Here is an 18,103-nt window from a genome sequence, read left to right on the forward strand (position 1 = left end):
TGCCGCCAGCGGCGGCTTCTTGCGTCTGAAGATTGGATTTACATCCAGAAGTTGGATTTCGCCTTGGACGTCTGATTTCCCCGTAGATGTCTGCTCTCCCATGAAGAGTCAACGGTCATTGCCATTGCTTTGGAGCTTGTCATGCCTTTCACCACCCGATTCATCGACGGTCTCGAGACCGGCCTGCCGCTTGGCAAGATTCTCTGTGTAGGGCGCAACTACGCCGAACACGCCAGGGAGCTCAACAACCCGGTACCCACCTCGCCAATCCTGTTCATCAAGCCGTCGACCAGCGCCGTCGAGCTCGAAGACCCGATCGAACGTCAATTCAGCCACGGTGACGTGCACTTCGAGACGGAACTGGCGTTGTTGATCGGCGAGCGCATGAGCCATGTCAGCGCGGATGAGGCGATGAACGGGGTGGCAGGGGGCGGGCTGGCGCTGGATCTGACGCTGCGCGACGTGCAGTCCACGCTCAAGGAAAAAGGCCATCCATGGGAGCGGGCCAAGGCGTTCGATGGTGCCTGCCCGCTGTCACGCTTCGTGCCGGTGGAGGGCGACGTCGACTGGGAAGCGGTGACTTTCCATCTTGATATCAACGGCCAGCGTCAGCAGAGCGGCAAGACCAGCGACATGCTGTTCGGTCTGCCGGCGCTGCTCGAGGAGATGACCCGCACCTTCACCCTCGAACCGGGCGACGTGATCCTGACCGGCACGCCCTCCGGCGTCGGTCAGCTTCCCCGTGATGCCGTTCTCGGACTGTCGCTCTCGCTGGGGCTGGATGTCGGCACGCGCACGCGCTGATTGATCTGGCAGACAGCAAAACGCCCGGCATTGCGAGGGAAGCAGTGCCGGGCGTTTTCGTATCGATTCGCGTGTCAGTTCACGCCTTTACTCGAGATCGTGCTTACTCAAGATAGGTATAGCCGCTGAGGCCTTCCGATAGCTCGTTCACGAACAGCTCGCGCTCTTCGACGGTCAGCGGGCTGGCGATCAGCTGTTCGGTGAGCTTGCGCTTGAGCGCAACAGCGTCGAAATTGACGTAGCCGAGCACGTCCGCCACCGCATCGCCCTGTTGGACGTGGGAAAGCCGCCATTCGCCGTTCTCGTCGAGGGCGACGTCCACCGAATCGGTGTCGCCGAACAGGTTGTGCAGGTCGCCGAGAATCTCCTGATAGGCGCCGACCAGAAACAGCCCGATCAGTTTGTCATCGTCGTCGTCCCACTCCGGTAGCGGCAGGGTGCTCTCGAGGCCCTGGCCGTCGACGTAGAGATCGATCCGGCCGTCGGAATCGCAGGTGATGTCCTGAATCACGCCGCGCCGGGTCGGTTCGCGATCCAGACCGGTCAGCGGCAGCACCGGGAAGACCTGATCGATCCCCCACACGTCCGGCAGCGACTGGAACAGCGAGAAGTTGGCGAACAGCTTGTCGGCGAGCTTTTCGGCCAGTTCGTCGGCGATCTCGCGATGGGCGCGGTTGCGGTTGTCGAGCCGCTTGTGCAGACGCTGGCAGGCGGCGAAGTAGACCGACTCGCCCTCGGCGCGGGCCTGCATGTTGGCTAACCCCAGCACGAAACGATCCTGCAGTTCGCCCACCGCCTGGACCACATCGTGGTAGGCCTCGACCAGATCGCGGGGTTCGCGCATGCCTTCGAGCCGGTCGTAGACGCGCCACAGCTCGGCGACGTGGGCGTCGCCCTCGACCCGGCGTTCCGGCTCGATGTGGCCCAGACGCTCTTCGCCGATCACGTTGGTGACCAGCACCGCGTGATGCGCGGTCAGCGCGCGACCGGATTCCGAAATCAGCTGAGGGTGCGGCAGGTTGTGGTTCTGGCAGATTTGGCGGAAGGCCCATACCACGTTGGTGGCATACTCCTGCATCGAATAGTTGATCGAGCAGAAGCTCTGCGAGCGAGTGCCTTCGTAGTCGACGCCCAGGCCGCCGCCGACGTCCACGGTGTCGATCGGCGCGCCGAGCTCGCGCAGGCTGTGATAGAAACGGGCGCACTCGCGCAGACCACGCTGGATATCGCGAATGTTGGCGATCTGCGAACCGAGGTGGAAGTGCACCAGTTGCAGGCTGTCTAGCGCGTCCGCGTCGCGTAGCCGTTCGGTGATGGCCAGCAGTTGGCTCGCGGTGAGACCGAACTTGGACTTCTCGCCGCCGGTATCCTGCCACTTGCCTTTACCGACCGAGGAGAGCCGCGCACGCAGGCCGATGCGCGGTTTCACCTTGAGATTCTCGGCCTCTTCCAGAATCAGGCTCAGCTCGGAGTATTTCTCCACCACCAGATAGACCTTGTGACCGAGCTTTTCGCCCATCAACGCCAGGCGGATGTACTCGCGATCCTTGTAGCCATTGCAGACGATCAGCGACGAGCCCTCGTCACCGGATAGCGCGAGTACCGCCATCAGTTCCGGTTTACTGCCGGCTTCCAGCCCGACCCGGCCACGGCCACGCTCCTGAGTGGCGAGAATCTCCTCGACCACGCGGCGCTGCTGATTGACCTTGATCGGATAGACCGCGGTGTAGCTGGCCTGATAATCCTCCTCCTTCATCGCGTGATCGAAAGCCATGCATAGCTGTTCGACGCGATCGTGGAGGATATCGATGAAACGAACCAGCACCGGCAGCCGCAGGCCGGCATCGCGTAGCCGGTCGACCAGGGTGTCGAGAACCAGTGTCGGACCTTCGACCTCGCTGCCCAGCGGGCGCACCAGCGTGCGGCCGAGGTCGTCGACGTCGAAATAGCCGCTGCCCCACTGATCGATATTGTAGGTACGGCGAGCCCGTGCAGCGGGTGAAGGATTCGTCATGACGCTCTCCGGTCGGCCGGCAACAAAACAGAAAACAAATAGCCCCCGGCGTGAATGATGACGACGGCCGGGAACGCGAATGGCGCGCATTATGACGTCGTGAAAAGGTCACGACCACCGAAGTCTGGGAAAAGCTAGTCGAAATTACGTCAGCGTAAAGTGGCGTGAAACATTCAAGGACGGAGTTTCGTGCCACATTCCCGCGCAAAATCGATGAAAGCACGCATGCCGGCGCCGAGATGGCGATGTCTAGGATAATAGAGACAGAGTCCGGGATAGGCAGGCGTCCATGCATCGAGCCATTGTTCCAGCTGGCCGGTCGATAGCCAGTTCTGCGCCGCCCAGCAAGAGACATAGGCAAGCCCATGCCCTTGTCTGGCGGCGATGAGGGCGAGCCTGGAGCTACCCACGACCAGATTGCCGTGTGTCTCGACCTTGATTTCTTTACCTCGACGTACGAACTCCCACCGATAGATCGCGCCGCCGGGAAGGCGCAACTGAATGCAGCGGTGCCGCTGCAGGTCAGCAGGACTCGTGAGCGGTGGCGCCGATTCGAGATAGTCTGGCGCACCGACCACGATATGCCGCTGCTCGGGGCCGACAGGAATGGCCACCATGTCTTGGGGAACGAGTTCGGCAAGTCGGATACCACAGTCGAAACCCTCGGCGGCGATATCGATGAGCCGACCTTCGCAGACGATCTCCACTTCCATTTCGGGATAGCGATGCAGGAAGTCGAGCACAACCGGCGCCAGGCACTGTTCGGCGGCTGCCGTATCCGCGTTGATGCGTAACCGACCTATCGGCCGCTCACGAAAATCGCTCAGCGCCTCGACCGCCAGATCGATTTCCCCCAGCGCGGGTGCGATGCGTGTGTAAAAAGCACGGCCCGCTTCCGTCAGGGACACGTGACGCGTCGTACGGTGAAAGAGCTGGACCCCGAGTCTTTTTTCCAGCGAGGCAACCGCGTGACTGAGTGCGGATGGACTTTGTTCCAGAGTCCGCGCGGCAGCACGGAAGCCCGCTTGCTGGGCCACCGTCACGAACGCGGTCAGCTCTGTAGGTGATAGGGCGTTGATTGTTCGATATCCCTCATTAAAGCGTTCAAGCCCATCCGTCTACCCAGAACAATGACAGCAAGGTAGCGTGCAGGCAATAGACCAATAGGAATTCGATATCATGATGAAAACGCCGTACGGAGCGGGCACTACCGCTGATCAAATTCTCAACGAGCTAAATCTGCATGGGCGCCGCATGATCGTTACCGGCGGAGCCAGCGGTATCGGGCTGGAGACGACACGCAGCCTGGCCAAGGCCGGCGCTCGAGTGGTCGTCGCCACGAGACGTCCCGAAGCGGCCGAAGGGGCAATCAGCGCGTTGCGTCGCGAAAACCCCAATGCCGAGATTAGCGTCAGAGCTCTCGACTTGGCGGACCTTCGTTCCGTCCGCACATTCATCGAGGGGTGGGAAGGTCCGTTGCATGCTCTGATCAACAATGCCGGCGTCATGGCCTTGCCTTCGTTAGAGCGCTCGCGCCAAGGCTACGAGATGCAATTTGCGACTAATTTTCTGGGTCATTTTGCACTGACCCTCGGTCTGCGGCGTTATCTTGCCGAGGCGAACGGCGCACGAGTGATCTCGGTAAGTTCGACGGGCAACCTGTTCGCTCCCGTTTTCTGGGATGACCCGCATTTTCGATTCATACCCTACGACCCTCTGCTGGCCTACGCCCAGTCGAAGACCGCCTGTATTCTTCTGGCGATATCCATTGCTTCGAGGTGGGCTGGCGACGGCATCGTTGCGAATGCGCTTAACCCCGGCGCCATTGCCACTAATCTGCAGCGTTACACGGGCGGGCTGCAAACGCCGAAAGCTCTGCAGAAATCGCCGTCACAGGGCGCGGCGACGTCCGTTCTACTGGCCGCTTCGCCCTGTGTGGAGGGAGTGACCGGACGCTACTTCGACGATTGCCAGATCGCGCCTATGCGAGAAGCTCGCCGGCCAGGAATTCCTGATGGCGTCGCGAGTTATGCGCTGAATTCAGACAATGCCGAGCGACTTTGGCAGATGGCGCTGCAACTGATGGGCCGATAACCGGTATGGCCCTTTGCGGCGAGGTCGGATAATACGGTCATCGGGCGTTATTGGGCAGCGGCGGTACGCGGCCGTCGAGGCGTCTGCCCAACAGAGTGCGAAAGCGTGCCGGGTCGTGTGGCGTGATGTCGTGCGCCGGTGGATCGACGTGGATCACCAGCAGCCGTGACAGCCAGTAGCGCAGCGCCGTCAGCCGCAGCATGACTGGCCACAGTTCACGTTCCACTACCGTCAGCGGACGATGTACGAGATAGGCGCCGAGGATGGCGTCGTAACGCGGCTCGTCGATATCGCCAGCCGCATCGCTGGCCCAGTCGTTGATCACGATCGCCAGATCGAACAGTAGATCGCCGCTGCAGCCGTTGTAGAAATCGATGATGCCGCCGAGACGATCGCCGTCATAAAGCGTGTTATCGCGGAACAGATCGCCGTGAATGGCTCCCTGCGGCAGTTCGACTCCAACAAATGCCTGCTCATAAGCGGCAATCTCGTTGCTCATCATGGCCTGGTCGTCGGCCATCAGAAACGGCAATGCTTCGCGGTGGCGACGCGTGAGCCAATCGAGATCACGCGGGTTGGCGCGCTTGCCGGTGAACTGCTGCGAGGCCTGGTGCATGCGACCCAGGGCATCGCCGAGCGCGACGCATTGGGCCAGGTTCGGTGCGCTCGGGTGGCTGCCCGGCATACGCGGAAACAGCAAGGCGGGTCGCCCGGCCAGGCGCTGAAGAGCGACGCCGTCGCGGTCGTGAACCGGCCCCGGTACTGGCAGTTGCCGCGCGGCCAGGTAGTCCAGCAAGTCGACGAAGAACGGCAGATCCTCGAATTCTCCCTGCTCGAACAGCGTCAGCACCCACTCGCCCTGTTTGGTAGAGACGAAGAAGGTACTGTTCTCGGTGCCCTGAGGTACGCCTTTTAGCGTCTGCAGATGGCCGACGGAGTAGCGTTCGAGAAACTCGGCGACCTGATCGTCGCGCAATGGAGTGAATACGGCCATGGGGTCCCGGATCTGGAGCGGTCGTTAGGGGTAAAAACAGCGCGCATTGTAGCGGCTAGCGAGGCGCTCTCCTACCGGCTATTGAATGCCGGGCCAACGCCAGGTTTGAGTTGGCCTGAACCTCGAATCACTCGTTCTGGACCCAATCGGGCACGGGAACGCTGGACGCCTCGACGCGCTTGAAGTCGCCATCGCCACTGTCGTCGTAGAAAAAATAGGTCTCGCCCCCGTCTTCATTACTGTTCTTGCCACTGCTCTTGAGATGGCGAGGGGCAATGCGAATCGCGTAGAGCTTGCCGTTGACGCGGTACTCGTCGATCGTGCGCTGGGCATCCTTCTGCGAAGTGATCTCGGGCTGCACCGCGGACTGCGCCATAGCCGGCAGCGATACTCCGCCGATCAGCAGCGCCGCCAACAGGGCCGGCAGCCACATAGTCATTCGCGCCCATGAGGTCATTCGCGACCACACTCTCATTGCAGCCTCCTTCGCTCGTCTCGGGTTGCAGATTCATCGGGATGCGGATTGCCTATTGTATCGCTTTCCTCCACCCGGACGCATGGGGCCAGTTGGGGGCATGCAGGTGGATGCCCTGACGCCGAGCCATGGCTTGCGTATCATGAGGGCATCGAAAGCCAGTCACGGATCAAGCAGCTCATGGCAGATGCCCCCATCGTCCTCGTCGACGGATCGTCCTACCTCTATCGTGCTTTCCACGCATTACCGCCGCTATCGACCTCCGATGGCCAGCCCACCGGCGCGGTACGCGGGGTGCTGTCGATGCTCAAGAGCCTGATCAAGCAGTACCCGAAAAGCCCCATGGCGGTAGTGTTCGACGCCAAGGGCAAGACCTTCCGCGACGAGATCTACGCCGAGTACAAGGCCCACCGGCCGCCGATGCCGGACGATCTGCGCCCGCAGGTGGAGCCGCTGCACGACTGCGTGCGCGCGCTCGGCCTGCCGCTGTTGTGCATCGAGGGCGTCGAGGCGGATGACGTCATCGGCACGCTGGCGCGACTCGCCACCGAGTCCGGCCGTGATGCGGTGATCTCCACCGGCGACAAGGACATGGCGCAGCTGGTCAACCAGCACATCACGCTGGTCAATACGATGAAGAACGAGACGCTCGACGTGGCCGGCGTCGAGGCCAAGTTCGGCATTCCGCCGTCGCTGATCATCGATTATCTGGCATTGATGGGCGACAAGGTCGACAACATTCCCGGCGTTCCCGGCGTAGGTGGCAAGACCGCGCTGGGACTGCTGCAAGGCATGGGTGGCGGGCTGGACGCGATCTACGCCGATCTCGACCGCGTCACCACGCTGAGCTTTCGCGGCGCCAAGACCATGCCCAAGAAGCTGGAAGAGAACCGCGAACAGGCCTTTCTCTCCTACGAGCTCGCCACGATCAAGACCGACTGCGAGCTGCCGGTGGGGCTCGACGATCTGCACCTGGCCGATCCCGATCGCGAAGCGCTGAAAACGCTCTACACCCGGCTGGAATTCAAGAACTGGCTGGTGGAACTGCTGGAAGGCAGGGACGAGGGGGTCGACGATGTGGGTGCCGAGAACATCGGCAAACCGGAAATCGCTGAAGAGGTGACGCTGACCAAACCGGAGCGCCACGATCAGACCCTGCTGACGCAAGCGGAATTCGACGCCTGGCTCGAGCGGCTGACAGCCAGCGAGACGTTCTGCTTCGATCTCGAGACCACCAGTCTCAACTACATGGAAGCCGATATCGTGGGTATCGGCCTGTCGCTGGAACCGGGCGAAGCTGCCTACATTCCGGTGGGGCACGACTATCTCGATGCCCCGGCACAGCTGGATCGAACCGCCGTGCTGGCAGCGCTCAAGCCGCTACTGGAAAACCCGAAAATCGGCAAGATCGGCCAGAACCTCAAGTACGACATCTCGGTGCTGGCGCGCTACCAGATCCGGGTCGCCGGGGCGCTGAACGACACCATGCTCGAATCCTACGTGTTGAACTCCACGGCGACACGCCATGATATGGATTCGCTGGCGCTCAAGTATCTCGGCGAGAAGACCATCAGCTTCCAGGACATCGCCGGCAAGGGCGTCAAGCAGTTGACCTTTAACCAGATTGCCCTCGAAGAAGCCGTTCCCTACGCGTGCGAGGACGTCGATATCACCCTGCGCCTGCACCAGGCCTTGCGTCCCAAGGTGGAAGAAGCCGGGCGGCTGGCCGAGGTACTCGATACCCTCGAACGTCCGCTGATCCCGGTGCTCTCGCACATGGAGCGTGGCGGCGTGGCACTGGACGCCATGCGCCTGCACACGCAGAGCCAGGAGCTGGAAAAGCGCATCCGGGAGCTGGAAATCGAAGCCTTCGAGCTCGCCGGCAAGGAATTCAACCTGGGCTCGCCCAAGCAGCTGGCGGAGATTCTGTTCGAGGAACAGAAGATTCCGGTGATCAAGAAAACGCCCAAGGGCGCACCGAGCACCGCCGAAGCGGTACTCGAAGAGCTGGCGCTGGACTTCCCGCTGCCCAAGCTGATCATGTCGCATCGCGGCATGACCAAGTTGAAGTCGACCTATACCGACAAGCTGCCGCGACTGGTCAATCCGGCCACGGGACGGCTGCACACCAGCTATCATCAGGCGGTGACGGCGACCGGGCGGCTCTCCTCGAGCGATCCCAACCTGCAGAACATTCCGATCCGCACCGAGGAAGGGCGCAAGATCCGTCAGGCATTCGTGGCCCGCGATGGCTATCGCATCGTCGCCGCCGACTACTCGCAGATCGAGCTGCGCATCATGGCGCACCTCTCTGACGACAAGGGCCTGCTGGATGCCTTCGCCAACGACCGCGACATTCACGCCGCCACCGCGGCCGAAGTGTTCGGCGTGGCGCTGGAGAAGGTCACGACCGATCAGCGACGCAGTGCCAAGGCGATCAACTTCGGCCTGATCTACGGCATGAGCGCCTGGGGCCTTTCCAGGCAGCTGCACATCGAAGCCAAGCAGGCCAAGGTCTACATCGACCGTTACTTCGACCGTTATCCGGGCGTCGCCAAATTCATGGACAATATCCGCGCCCAGGCCGGTGAGGATGGCTTCGTCGAGACCGTGTTCGGTCGCCGGCTGTATCTGCCGGAGATCAAGGCCCAGAACCACGCCCGGCGTCAGGCCGCCGAGCGCACCGCGATCAATGCGCCGATGCAAGGCACCGCCGCCGACATCATCAAGCTGGCGATGATCGACGTGCATCACTGGCTCAATCCGGCTCAGGGCCAGGCGGAGTTCGATGCCTGGATGGTGATGCAGGTTCACGATGAACTAGTGTTCGAGGTCAAGGAGAGCCAGACACAGGACTTCCTCGGTGCTATTAGTGGGCGGATGCAGAACGCTGCCCAGCTCAATGTCCCGCTGATCGTGGAGGCCAATAGTGGGGCCAATTGGGATGAAGCGCACTGAAACCTGCGCCCGGCTGTCTTACACTGGTTCGACCTGTACGGATTCGACTTACATTGACGTATCGTTTATCGCCGCGTGACGGCTTTATTTTCGCAAGGAGCACAAGATCATGGCCAAACAGCAAATCGGTGTCGTCGGCATGGCCGTCATGGGCCGCAATCTGGCGCTCAACATCGAGAGCCGCGACTACACGGTGTCGATCTTCAACCGCTCGCGGGAGAAGACCGATGAAGTCATGCAGGAAAATCCCGACAGCAAGCTGGTGCCGTTTTATAGCGTCGAGGAGTTCGTCGCCTCACTGGAAACGCCGCGCCGCATTCTGCTGATGGTCAAGGCGGGCGATGCCACCGACAAGACGATCGAGTCGCTCAAGCCGCATCTGGACAAGGGCGATATCCTGATCGACGGCGGCAACACGCCGTTCGAGGACACCATTCGGCGCAACAAGGAGCTCTCGGAAGCGGGCTTCAACTTCATCGGCACCGGCGTCTCCGGTGGCGAAGAGGGCGCGCTGAAAGGCCCGTCGATCATGCCGGGCGGCCAGAAGGAAGCCTACGACATGGTGGCGCCGATCCTCGAGAAGATCGCCGCGCGCGCCGACGACGGCGAGCCGTGTGTCACCTATGTCGGCCCGGACGGCGCCGGCCATTACGTCAAGATGGTCCACAACGGCATCGAGTACGGCGACATGCAGCTGATCGCCGAAGCCTATTCGATCCTCAAGGGCTCATTGGGGCTCTCGAACGCCGAGCTGGCCGAGGTCTTCAGCGAATGGAACGAAGGCGAGCTCGACAGCTACCTGATCGATATCACCGCCAGGATCTTCACCAAGAAAGATGATCAGAGCGATCACGACGTGGTCGACATCATTCTCGATTCCGCGGGCCAGAAAGGCACCGGCAAGTGGACCAGCAAGAGCGCCATGGATCTCGGCGTGCCGCTGCCGCTGATCACCGAGTCGGTCTTCGCGCGTTTCATTTCCGCGCTGAAAGACGAGCGCGTGGCAGCTTCCAAGGTGCTCACTGGCCCCAAGGAGACGCCGCTCAAGGGCGACAAGCAGGAATTCATCGAGAAGGTGCGCAAGGCGCTGTTCTTCAGCAAGATCGCCTCCTACGCTCAGGGTTTCGCCCAGATGCGCGCCGCTTCTGACCAGTACGAGTGGGATCTCAACTACGGCGAGGTCGCCAAGCTGTTCCGCGCCGGCTGCATCATCCGTGCTCGCTTTTTGCAGAAGATAACCGACGCCTATCAGGAAAATCCCGAGCTCAAGAACCTGCTGATGGCGCCGTATTTCGGTGAGATCGCCGGCAACTATCAGCAGGCGCTGCGCGACGTCGTCGCCCATGCGGTCCAGAACGGCATCCCGGTGCCGACGTTCTCCTCGGCGATCGCCTATTACGACAGCTATCGAGCCGAAACGCTGCCGGCCAACCTGATTCAGGCCCAGCGCGACTTCTTTGGCGCCCACACCTACAAGCGCGTCGATCGGGAAGGGACGTTCCACACCGAGTGGCTGCAGGACTGACGGAGACGGATCGATGGCGGAACTGGAGCGGGATCGGGTTCGCGAGCACTTGGCAGGTAACACGCCGCCTGTGCTCGACGAGAGCGCCAAGGCGCACTATCAGGAGCGTATCGCGGCGCAGTTGAAGGCCCGCCATGCGGTACTGGTGGCGCACTACTACACCGATCCCGAAATCCAGGCGCTGGCGGAAGCGACCGGCGGCTGTGTGGCCGATTCGCTGGAGATGGCGCGCTTCGGCAAGGATCACCCGGCGACGACGCTAATCGTCGCTGGCGTGCGTTTCATGGGCGAGACGGCCAAGATCCTGAGCCCGGAGAAGCGGGTCTTCATGCCGACGCTGGAGGCGACCTGCTCGCTGGATATCGGCTGTCCGGCCGATGCCTTTTCCGACTTCTGCGATCAGCACCCGGATCGCACCGTGGTGGTCTACGCCAATACCTCGGCGGCAGTGAAAGCCCGCGCCGATTGGGTGGTGACCTCTTCCATCGCGGTCGAACTGATCGATCATCTCGATCGGCAGGGCGAGAAGATCCTGTGGGCGCCGGATCGCCACCTGGGCAACTATGTCCGCGAGCGAACCGGAGCCGACGTGCTCTGCTGGGACGGCGAGTGCATCGTCCATGACGAGTTCAAGGCCAAGGGCATTGTCGAGCTCAAGGCGCTGCATCCGGAAGCGGCGGTGCTCGTGCATCCGGAATCCCCCGCCTCGGTGGTGGAAATCGCCGACGTGGTCGGCTCGACGTCGCAGCTGATCGCGGCGGCGCAGCAGCTCGACAACCCCAGCTTCATCGTCGCCACCGATCGCGGCATCTTCTACAAGATGCAGCAGCTGATGCCCGACAAGACCTTCATGGCCGCGCCCACGGCAGGCAACGGTGCGACGTGTCGCAGTTGCGCCAGCTGTCCGTGGATGGCGATGAACGGTCTCGAGAACACCCTGGCGGTACTCGAAGACGCCAACGGCTGCGGTCAGGAGATTCACGTCGACTCGGAAATCGCCGCCCAAGCGCTCGTGCCGCTGGATCGCATGCTCGAGTTCGGGGCCGAATTGAAGCGGCGCTAGTCTTCATACGGAGCCTGGGATCTGGGCGGTCGTCACAATAAAGAAAGCCACGGAAGTGCCTGTCCGGTTTGACACCGAGACGGGCATTTTTAATGCGAACGAAGGTGGCAGAGCCGAGAAGACAGGGCTGGAACAAAAACCAGGCTAAAAGTGGTAGTTGATGAACAGGCCGGCACGGAACTGGGTGGAATCGCCGATATCGTCGACGATCGGGCTGTCGGCGGCGTCGCCGGTCAACTGCGTGACACCCAGCAGCCCGGTGACTGACCACTGCCGCGTCACATAATAGCTATAGGTGGTGGCCAGTCCGGCGGAGAAATAACCGTCATTGGCGTCGTAGGCATCGATCCCGGAGCGGGCACTTTCCCGATTCGACACGCTGAATAGATCATCCGCCCAGTCGGCGCTGGTATAAGTGAAGCGAGGACCGATTGTGAACGCGGCACGCTCGCCAACCTTGGTCACATAGTCCGCCTTGAAGCGAATCCGGTAGCCGTCGAGATCGCCTGTAAAGGGCGTCTGCGCCGAGGCGCTATAGCGCCAGTTGGCGTCGTTGTAATTGACGCGCAGGCCGGCGGTGGCGCCGCCGTCGACGTCGTCGAGATCCTTGATGTCATCCTCGTTTTCACGACCCAGGGCGTAGCCGATGAACGGCGCGACGCGCCATTTGTCCTGGCGAATCACGTTCCAGCCGATACCGTCTTCCAGGCTGGCGAAGAAGGCATCACCGTAAGTGAGGTTGAACGTGGGCCACGGCGTGGTGTGGTAATCGTCACTGCCCAGATATTTGGGCCAGTATGCCGCACCGCCGCCGATCGCGCCCTTCAGTTGCGGTTGCGCGGCCTGTGCCGCTGATGCTGTCAGTAACCCAAGTGCAGCGATCCAGCCATAGCGAAAAATCGGTGACATGCCATTCGTCCCTGAGTGGAAGGTTCATGCGTTAGTGGGAGCCAAAACATACTTGGGGTGCCCGTAAAACACCAGTTTATCAATACGCCTTTACATCGCCTCCGAGAATCTTCGTGCTGACGATCTCCGGCGACGTGTAATCGGCGAATCCTGCTTCCCGTTGAGATGCCGCTGGCCTACGCTGAAAGCAGTAATCGGTGAAATCATCTTGGGAAGGCCGTGGGGACACGACCGATCGATAATGACGAACAACGGGGAATGACGGATGCGACTCACTTCGACGCTACGAAACAGCTTGATGGGCAGTGCGGCGCTGCTGACACTGAGCGCCTGTACCAGCGGGCCGGTAGAACAATCGGTCACTACCTATCTGAATTGCGATGACTTGAAAACGGCCGTCGCCAGCGCGGATAACGGTTTCGACGACATCAAGCGCGGCTCCCGCACGACTCGCTACGGACAAATATGGAGAAGCTCCGCCCAGGCCTTTAATGATGCTTGTTCCATCGTTTCCGCCAGTGGACCGACTTATTACACCTGTTCGGGAAGTGTCGAATCCGATGCGGGCGAGTCGCAGTTGGAAGCGGCGAGCGACGGCATTGGTCAGTGTCTGGGATCGGCGTGGTCGTCTTCATCTCCGGCAGCGGGAGAAACCGATTTTCAGCGTCAGGATGGTAGCGGGCCGGCGCTCAAGCTCAAGAGCTTCGAAAATGATCGCGGTGCGCAGATGGTGATGATGCGGATCGATCCGTAAATCTTGAGTCAAAGCCACAGCGCCTGTCGATTCAGATGTCGATAGGCGCCACCTCTATCTCCTAAAATCCGCTCTCACGAATAAAGATCGCCGCTATCCAGTTGCCAAACTGGCCTACGAGACTCTCCTGCTCAGCGTCGACATGCAGCTGGCCACGCGCCTGGCGTGACTCTGGCCAGGGAGAGTCCACTCGTGCCTTGACCGCGAATAGCGGTCGCTCCAGACGGAGTTCGCTGGGTTGGTCCCGAGAGCTTTCGGAGAGCGTGAGCGGACCGCCCTGACGATCGGCCAGCATGGGTTGCTCCAGCAAGGTGCTGCGCGTCGGCGCGATGTCGATGAGCTCACCCTTGAGTGGTGCCGTCTGCCCCTCGACGAAGAAGCTGACGGGATTGCCAACCGATACACGGTGGATCTGATCCTGATCGATATAGGCCTCGATGACCCAATGCGCCGGATCCAACAGCACGCCGAGAGGTTCTCGCGAGCTGAGCCATTGCCCCGGTGCCAGTTCCGTATTGAGTTGCTGCCATTGGCCTGGGAACGGCGCAGTTAGCGTGAGCCGGGTGATCTCTTTTTGCGAGGCTTCCATATTACGCTTGCCCAGATTGCGGCGCGCGCGCGCGGCGCTGTCGATGGCCAGACGCTGCGGATTATCGAGAAGCCCAGCGAGTTCGGCATCGAGATTCACCAGGTGCGATTGCTGAGCGGCCAGATCCAGCTGGATGTCCGGCTCTGTCATGCGAATCAACGGAGTTCCGGAGCTGACCTGACCGTCGGGCGTGCGTTCCTGAAGGCGCGCCGGGAAGGGCGCGTAGAAGGTAATTTCGTGCTCTGCGCGGATCACCCCCGGTCCACTGACGCTGGTCCGCCAGGGAATACAGGCCAAGGCGATCAGCGCCAGTAACAGCAGCAGCCAACCCAGACGATAGCGGCGAGACACATTCTGGCGACGAGACCACCAGTGTGAGAGTTCGCGAGTGATGGGCATGATGATGAACCAGGCAATTTCGACACAGAAAAGAACGATGCCGAGTGCTTTGAAGAACAGGGCATAGACGGCGATAGCGATACCCAGAAAAAGCACCAGACGGTACAGCCAGGTCAAAAAGGCGAAGCCCACTAGGGCTGCGCGTCGGCGCGGAGGAAAAGCTTCGGGCCATGCGTCGTCAAGGCCGAGAAGACGGCGTCTCAGCCACGTCCTGGCCTGGCCGCCGGCGCGCTCATGCAGGTTGGGAAAGTCGAGCAGATCGGTGAGGATGAAGTAGCCGTCAAAACGCATGAACGGGCTGGCGTTGAGCGCCAGCGACAACACCCAACTGGTGGTGGCCAGATAGAGTAGAGCGCTATTGACGGCGCTGGGCTCCGTCAGCACCCAGCCCAGTGTGGCAAGCCCCGCCAATCCTAATTCGGTTAGAATCCCGGCCGAGGAGATCGCCAGCCGCTGCCGGGCGCCTTTCAGCCGCCAACTTTCGCCGGTGTCTGTGTAAAGCATCGGCCACAATACGATGAAGGCGACGCCCATGTGGGCCACTTTGACGCCCAGACGAGTCGCCACCAGTGCGTGGCCTAGTTCATGCAACGACTTGGCGACTACCAAGGCGCAGGCGAAGCTGACCAGACCTGAAAAGGAGAAGGCCTCGACCACCGAATGGGTAAACAGATCCCAGCGCTGCATCACCATCAGCAGGCCCGATACGGTCAATACCAGAACCAGCGCGACGCAAGTTCGGGTAAACAGCCACGGCGTGACTCGGGCGAGCCGCTGCAGTCCCCGCTGAGGATGAACCAGTGGTAGGCGGAAGAACAGATAGTGGTGCAGCCACCACGTCACACTGGCCCAGGGCGAACCCTGATTGGCCTTTGCCGCCATTTCATCGATTCGCGCGCGGTCCGGCCGCAGCAGTTGATGGCGGCCCAGAAAATCCAGCAGCTCGAGAACCTGTTCGGCGCTGGGGTCGAGTGCCGTCTGTGTGGAGACCTGCGCGCAGATCCGCTCGGGCGTCTGCCCCCAGCGCAACAGGCACTCGAACTCCAGCCAGCCGATACGATAGAAGCGATTGGTGACCGGGTCCTCGATCGACCAGACGGGTTCGCCACTGCGCCCGATACCGGCATCGACAAGCTGAAGGTCATCACGCAAAGGCGGCACGGAGGCGAATAACCGGGGATCCAAGCTCGTCTGCGGATCATCGGCTGGCGGGCGCGGCTGATCGTCCCTATTTCCAGTAACGGTTGCGGCAACCGTCGTTGCAGGATTCGTCGCGGGCGCCATGTTGGGGGTCACCACCCTGTCCAGGCGCGTAGTGCCGAAAGCGGGCGTCGCAGCAGGTAATAGCCGAGGGTGACGTCGTCACCATAGACCTTGGCGGTGCCATGCAATCCCAGCCGGGCGTGCTCGGGCTCGTCATCGATGGACGCTAGCAGCCGGTAGGCGGCAATGCCATTGTCGTCAGGCCTGGCCTGATAGCTGGTTTCTTCAATGACGCCGTGGATGGGGGCCAGCGGATAGGCGGTCAGGAACAGGGTGACATCGGCGCCAGGGTCGAGGGCGATGGCATCGGCAACGGCTAACTGGATTTCCATCTCCGGCTGAGCAGGATCGGCCAGTCGCAAGATCCGCTCGCCGATGGTCACCGGTCTTCCCTGCCAGTCGTCGATATCCCGATAGACTGCGATGCCATCGCGAGGGGCGCGAACCAGCGTCCGCGCCAGTTCGGCCTCGACCGCTTCCAATTCGGCCCGGCGTTGATCGCGCTGACCGCGCAGACGCGTCATCTCGGCCAGGCTGGTACGATCGTCAAACGCCAAACTGCCGGCGGCGTCCAGTTCCGCCTCGGCGACTCCGAGCCGCTGTTGAAGCACCGCCGCCTGACTCTTGAGGCTCGTCGTGTCCAGACGCAATAATGGCGTTCCCGCTGTCACCGCCTGATTGGGGCGAACCAGCATTTCTGCCACGACGCCGTCCAGCGGGCTGGTGACCACGATCGCATCGCGTGAAATTACCTGCGCGGGCGCTAGCGCTGACTGGCGGATCGGCACGAACATTGCCGCCGCTACGATGACGACGACCAGCCACGCCAGTTGCTTGCGTGGCAGTCTCCACCCCTTGCGGCGAGGAGTCAGCGCTTGCCAGCAATAGGCCCAGGTGGAGGCAAGCCCCGGCATCTGTTCTCGAACTGCCTGAGGTGGCGGCTGGTCGAGCAGAAAAACTGCGAGAGCGAGCCTCTCACCGCCTTGATCATGCAGCGGCACACACCAGAGTACGCTGGGCCACCATTGCGCCCATCCTTCCACAATGACATCCGGCGGCGTGAGTTGATCGCGGATCAGAACTCGGGGCGTGCTGTCTTCGAACTCCTGATTCAGCCAGCGAGTGGCCTGCTTCAGCCAGTTGAGATAGGGCGTCTGCTCCTGGGGCGTCGCTAGCCCGGAGACGCACATCACGCTCGGCGAAGATGCAACGGGTACCAGCAATAGCCCTTGGCGAAAGCGCAGCAACGGATAGGGATCGTTGGCGATGGAAAACCCCAGACCAGCCAGGGTCGAGGCGGCCATGGCGCGGTCACGTAACTCGGTGACCGCCGCGATGAGCGACGGTGGACTCGGATGTTCGCTGGCGCTCATCGGCTACTCTGACGGCTTGGCGACGGTTTCAGGGCTTATGGAAGAGCCGGTGGATGAGCTGACGGATGGACTCGTCGAAGAGCCGACTGAAGCACTCATCGACGCCGTCCCGGTCATGCCGGCCATAAGATCGGCATGGGACGCATCCAATTTAGCTTCGAGCTCTACCGTTTGCGCCACCGCATCGATGCGAGCGCTGATCGCGCTCAGCGTCGCGCTATACGTCTTCCCGGTTTCATTGACGCGTACCGATAGCGCCTGACCGGTCGTCAGCCTTGGCAGCAGCTCGGAGGGGGCGGTCAGCCTTACCTTCAATGCACCATCGCCGACCAGATCGATCAGCGATGTGCCGCCCCCCACGGTCTGAAACGGTTTGACGTGTAGTTTGGCGATGCGGCCCGAAAATGGCGCTACCAGCGTGCAGCGGTCACTCTGGGCGGCGGCGAGACTCAGCGAGCTGTTGGCCTTGTCCACCTCAGCCGCTGATAGTGCGACCTCCAGGTCGCCGACGGCGTCGAGCTTGCGCAGATTGCGCTTGGCTTGGGCGTTCAGCTTCGCCACGGAGAGCTCGGTGTTGGCAACGTCGACTCTGGCCTGCTCGATTCGGCAATCGAAACTGGCCAGTACGTCACCCTTGGCGACGGATTGGCCCAACGAGACGGGCAGCGTTTCCAGTGTGCCTTCCATCCGGCTCGAGAGCGTGGCCTCGACCTGTGGGGTGAGAAGCGCCCGCAGACGATAGTCGGAGAGTGGCTTCTGCGCATGCGCTTCGCTCGACTGCTCATCCAAGGGCATTTCAACCGATGGTGAAGCCAGCGCGCCTTGCTGAGCCTGCGCGTCAACGTCGATCAACAGAAGTGCTGTCATCAAGCTGGTCCACAGCAGGCGA

At 61.6% G+C, this 18,103-nt stretch carries 14 protein-coding genes; 6 read left to right on the top strand and 8 right to left on the bottom strand.

The features are described 5' to 3' along the window. The first annotated feature begins 141 nt into the window (after window positions 1–141). Complete coding sequence (locus DOM27_RS13115) at window positions 142–804, top strand: fumarylacetoacetate hydrolase family protein (protein WP_110656515.1); 663 nt, start codon at window positions 142–144, stop codon at window positions 802–804. Window positions 805–907: 103 nt separating this feature from the next. Here the strand turns inward: DOM27_RS13115 and speA are convergent, their stop codons facing one another. Further along, complete coding sequence (speA, locus tag DOM27_RS13120; RefSeq protein ID WP_110656516.1) at window positions 908–2,818, bottom strand: biosynthetic arginine decarboxylase; 1,911 nt, start codon at window positions 2,816–2,818, stop codon at window positions 908–910. Window positions 2,819–2,991: 173 nt separating this feature from the next. Beyond that, window positions 2,992–3,897 carry a LysR substrate-binding domain-containing protein gene (locus tag DOM27_RS13125; RefSeq protein ID WP_110656517.1) on the bottom strand — a complete coding sequence of 302 codons (906 nt, stop codon included), beginning with the start codon at window positions 3,895–3,897 and terminating at the stop codon, window positions 2,992–2,994. Window positions 3,898–3,997: 100 nt separating this feature from the next. Here DOM27_RS13125 and DOM27_RS13130 point away from each other — a divergent pair, with 100 nt between their 5' ends. After that, complete coding sequence (locus tag DOM27_RS13130) at window positions 3,998–4,912, top strand: SDR family NAD(P)-dependent oxidoreductase (RefSeq protein ID WP_223162346.1); 915 nt, start codon at window positions 3,998–4,000, stop codon at window positions 4,910–4,912. Between the two features lie 37 nt (window positions 4,913–4,949). Here the strand turns inward: DOM27_RS13130 and DOM27_RS13135 are convergent, their stop codons facing one another. Both DOM27_RS13135 and DOM27_RS13140 read right to left on the bottom strand, forming a co-directional pair. After that, window positions 4,950–5,906, bottom strand: coding sequence for a homoserine kinase (locus tag DOM27_RS13135; RefSeq protein ID WP_110656518.1), 957 nt, complete (start codon window positions 5,904–5,906; stop codon window positions 4,950–4,952). Window positions 5,907–6,033: 127 nt separating this feature from the next. Then, window positions 6,034–6,345 carry a DUF2782 domain-containing protein gene (locus DOM27_RS13140; RefSeq protein ID WP_110657770.1) on the bottom strand — a complete coding sequence of 104 codons (312 nt, stop codon included), beginning with the start codon at window positions 6,343–6,345 and terminating at the stop codon, window positions 6,034–6,036. A gap of 216 nt (window positions 6,346–6,561) precedes the next feature. Here DOM27_RS13140 and polA point away from each other — a divergent pair, with 216 nt between their 5' ends. From polA to nadA, 3 genes are all read left to right on the top strand, one after another. Continuing rightward, entirely contained in the window at window positions 6,562–9,339 is a 2,778-nt protein-coding gene (polA, locus tag DOM27_RS13145; protein ID WP_110656519.1) for a DNA polymerase I, read from the top strand. 109 nt (window positions 9,340–9,448) lie between these two features. Further along, window positions 9,449–10,864, top strand: coding sequence for an NADP-dependent phosphogluconate dehydrogenase (gene gndA / locus DOM27_RS13150; RefSeq protein ID WP_110656520.1), 1,416 nt, complete (start codon window positions 9,449–9,451; stop codon window positions 10,862–10,864). A gap of 13 nt (window positions 10,865–10,877) precedes the next feature. Continuing rightward, the gene (gene nadA / locus DOM27_RS13155; RefSeq protein WP_110656521.1) at window positions 10,878–11,927 is read left to right on the top strand and encodes a quinolinate synthase NadA; all 1,050 of its coding nucleotides are present in this window, start codon (window positions 10,878–10,880) and stop codon (window positions 11,925–11,927) included. Between the two features lie 144 nt (window positions 11,928–12,071). On the opposite strand, the gene DOM27_RS13160 is transcribed toward nadA, so the two are convergent. Continuing rightward, entirely contained in the window at window positions 12,072–12,836 is a 765-nt protein-coding gene (locus DOM27_RS13160; RefSeq protein WP_110656522.1) for a MipA/OmpV family protein, read from the bottom strand. Window positions 12,837–13,101: 265 nt separating this feature from the next. On the opposite strand from DOM27_RS13160, the gene DOM27_RS13165 reads away from it, so the two are divergent. Then, window positions 13,102–13,590, top strand: a complete 489-nt coding sequence (locus DOM27_RS13165) for a hypothetical protein (protein WP_110656523.1) — start codon at window positions 13,102–13,104, stop codon at window positions 13,588–13,590. Between the two features lie 61 nt (window positions 13,591–13,651). Here DOM27_RS13165 and DOM27_RS13170 read toward each other — a convergent pair whose 3' ends face one another. The 3 genes from DOM27_RS13170 to DOM27_RS13180 form a co-directional block, all read right to left on the bottom strand. Further along, window positions 13,652–15,739, bottom strand: a complete 2,088-nt coding sequence (locus DOM27_RS13170; RefSeq protein ID WP_223162347.1) for a site-2 protease family protein — start codon at window positions 15,737–15,739, stop codon at window positions 13,652–13,654. A gap of 131 nt (window positions 15,740–15,870) precedes the next feature. Beyond that, entirely contained in the window at window positions 15,871–17,214 is a 1,344-nt protein-coding gene (locus tag DOM27_RS13175; protein ID WP_110656524.1) for an efflux RND transporter periplasmic adaptor subunit, read from the bottom strand. A gap of 3 nt (window positions 17,215–17,217) precedes the next feature. Further along, window positions 17,218–18,081 (bottom strand): efflux RND transporter periplasmic adaptor subunit, encoded by an 864-nt coding sequence (locus tag DOM27_RS13180; protein ID WP_223162348.1) that lies wholly within the window; start codon window positions 18,079–18,081, stop codon window positions 17,218–17,220. Window positions 18,082–18,103: the final 22 nt, after the last annotated feature.

Origin of the sequence: Salinicola halimionae, from assembly GCF_003206065.1 — a bacterium.
GTDB classification, from domain to species: domain Bacteria; phylum Pseudomonadota; class Gammaproteobacteria; order Pseudomonadales; family Halomonadaceae; genus Salinicola; species Salinicola halimionae.

Coding starts and splice junctions, on each gene's coding strand:
- DOM27_RS13130 (WP_223162346.1), top strand. CDS start 3,998: ATGATGAAAACGCCGTACGGAGCGGGCACTACCGCTGATCAAATTCTC.
- DOM27_RS13135 (WP_110656518.1), bottom strand. CDS start 5,906: ATGGCCGTATTCACTCCATTGCGCGACGATCAGGTCGCCGAGTTTCTC.
- DOM27_RS13140 (WP_110657770.1), bottom strand. CDS start 6,345: ATGACTATGTGGCTGCCGGCCCTGTTGGCGGCGCTGCTGATCGGCGGA.
- gndA (WP_110656520.1), top strand. CDS start 9,449: ATGGCCAAACAGCAAATCGGTGTCGTCGGCATGGCCGTCATGGGCCGC.
- DOM27_RS13160 (WP_110656522.1), bottom strand. CDS start 12,836: ATGTCACCGATTTTTCGCTATGGCTGGATCGCTGCACTTGGGTTACTG.
- nadA (WP_110656521.1), top strand. CDS start 10,878: ATGGCGGAACTGGAGCGGGATCGGGTTCGCGAGCACTTGGCAGGTAAC.
- speA (WP_110656516.1), bottom strand. CDS start 2,818: ATGACGAATCCTTCACCCGCTGCACGGGCTCGCCGTACCTACAATATC.
- polA (WP_110656519.1), top strand. CDS start 6,562: ATGGCAGATGCCCCCATCGTCCTCGTCGACGGATCGTCCTACCTCTAT.
- DOM27_RS13115 (WP_110656515.1), top strand. CDS start 142: ATGCCTTTCACCACCCGATTCATCGACGGTCTCGAGACCGGCCTGCCG.
- DOM27_RS13165 (WP_110656523.1), top strand. CDS start 13,102: ATGCGACTCACTTCGACGCTACGAAACAGCTTGATGGGCAGTGCGGCG.
- DOM27_RS13175 (WP_110656524.1), bottom strand. CDS start 17,214: ATGAGCGCCAGCGAACATCCGAGTCCACCGTCGCTCATCGCGGCGGTC.
- DOM27_RS13180 (WP_223162348.1), bottom strand. CDS start 18,081: ATGACAGCACTTCTGTTGATCGACGTTGACGCGCAGGCTCAGCAAGGC.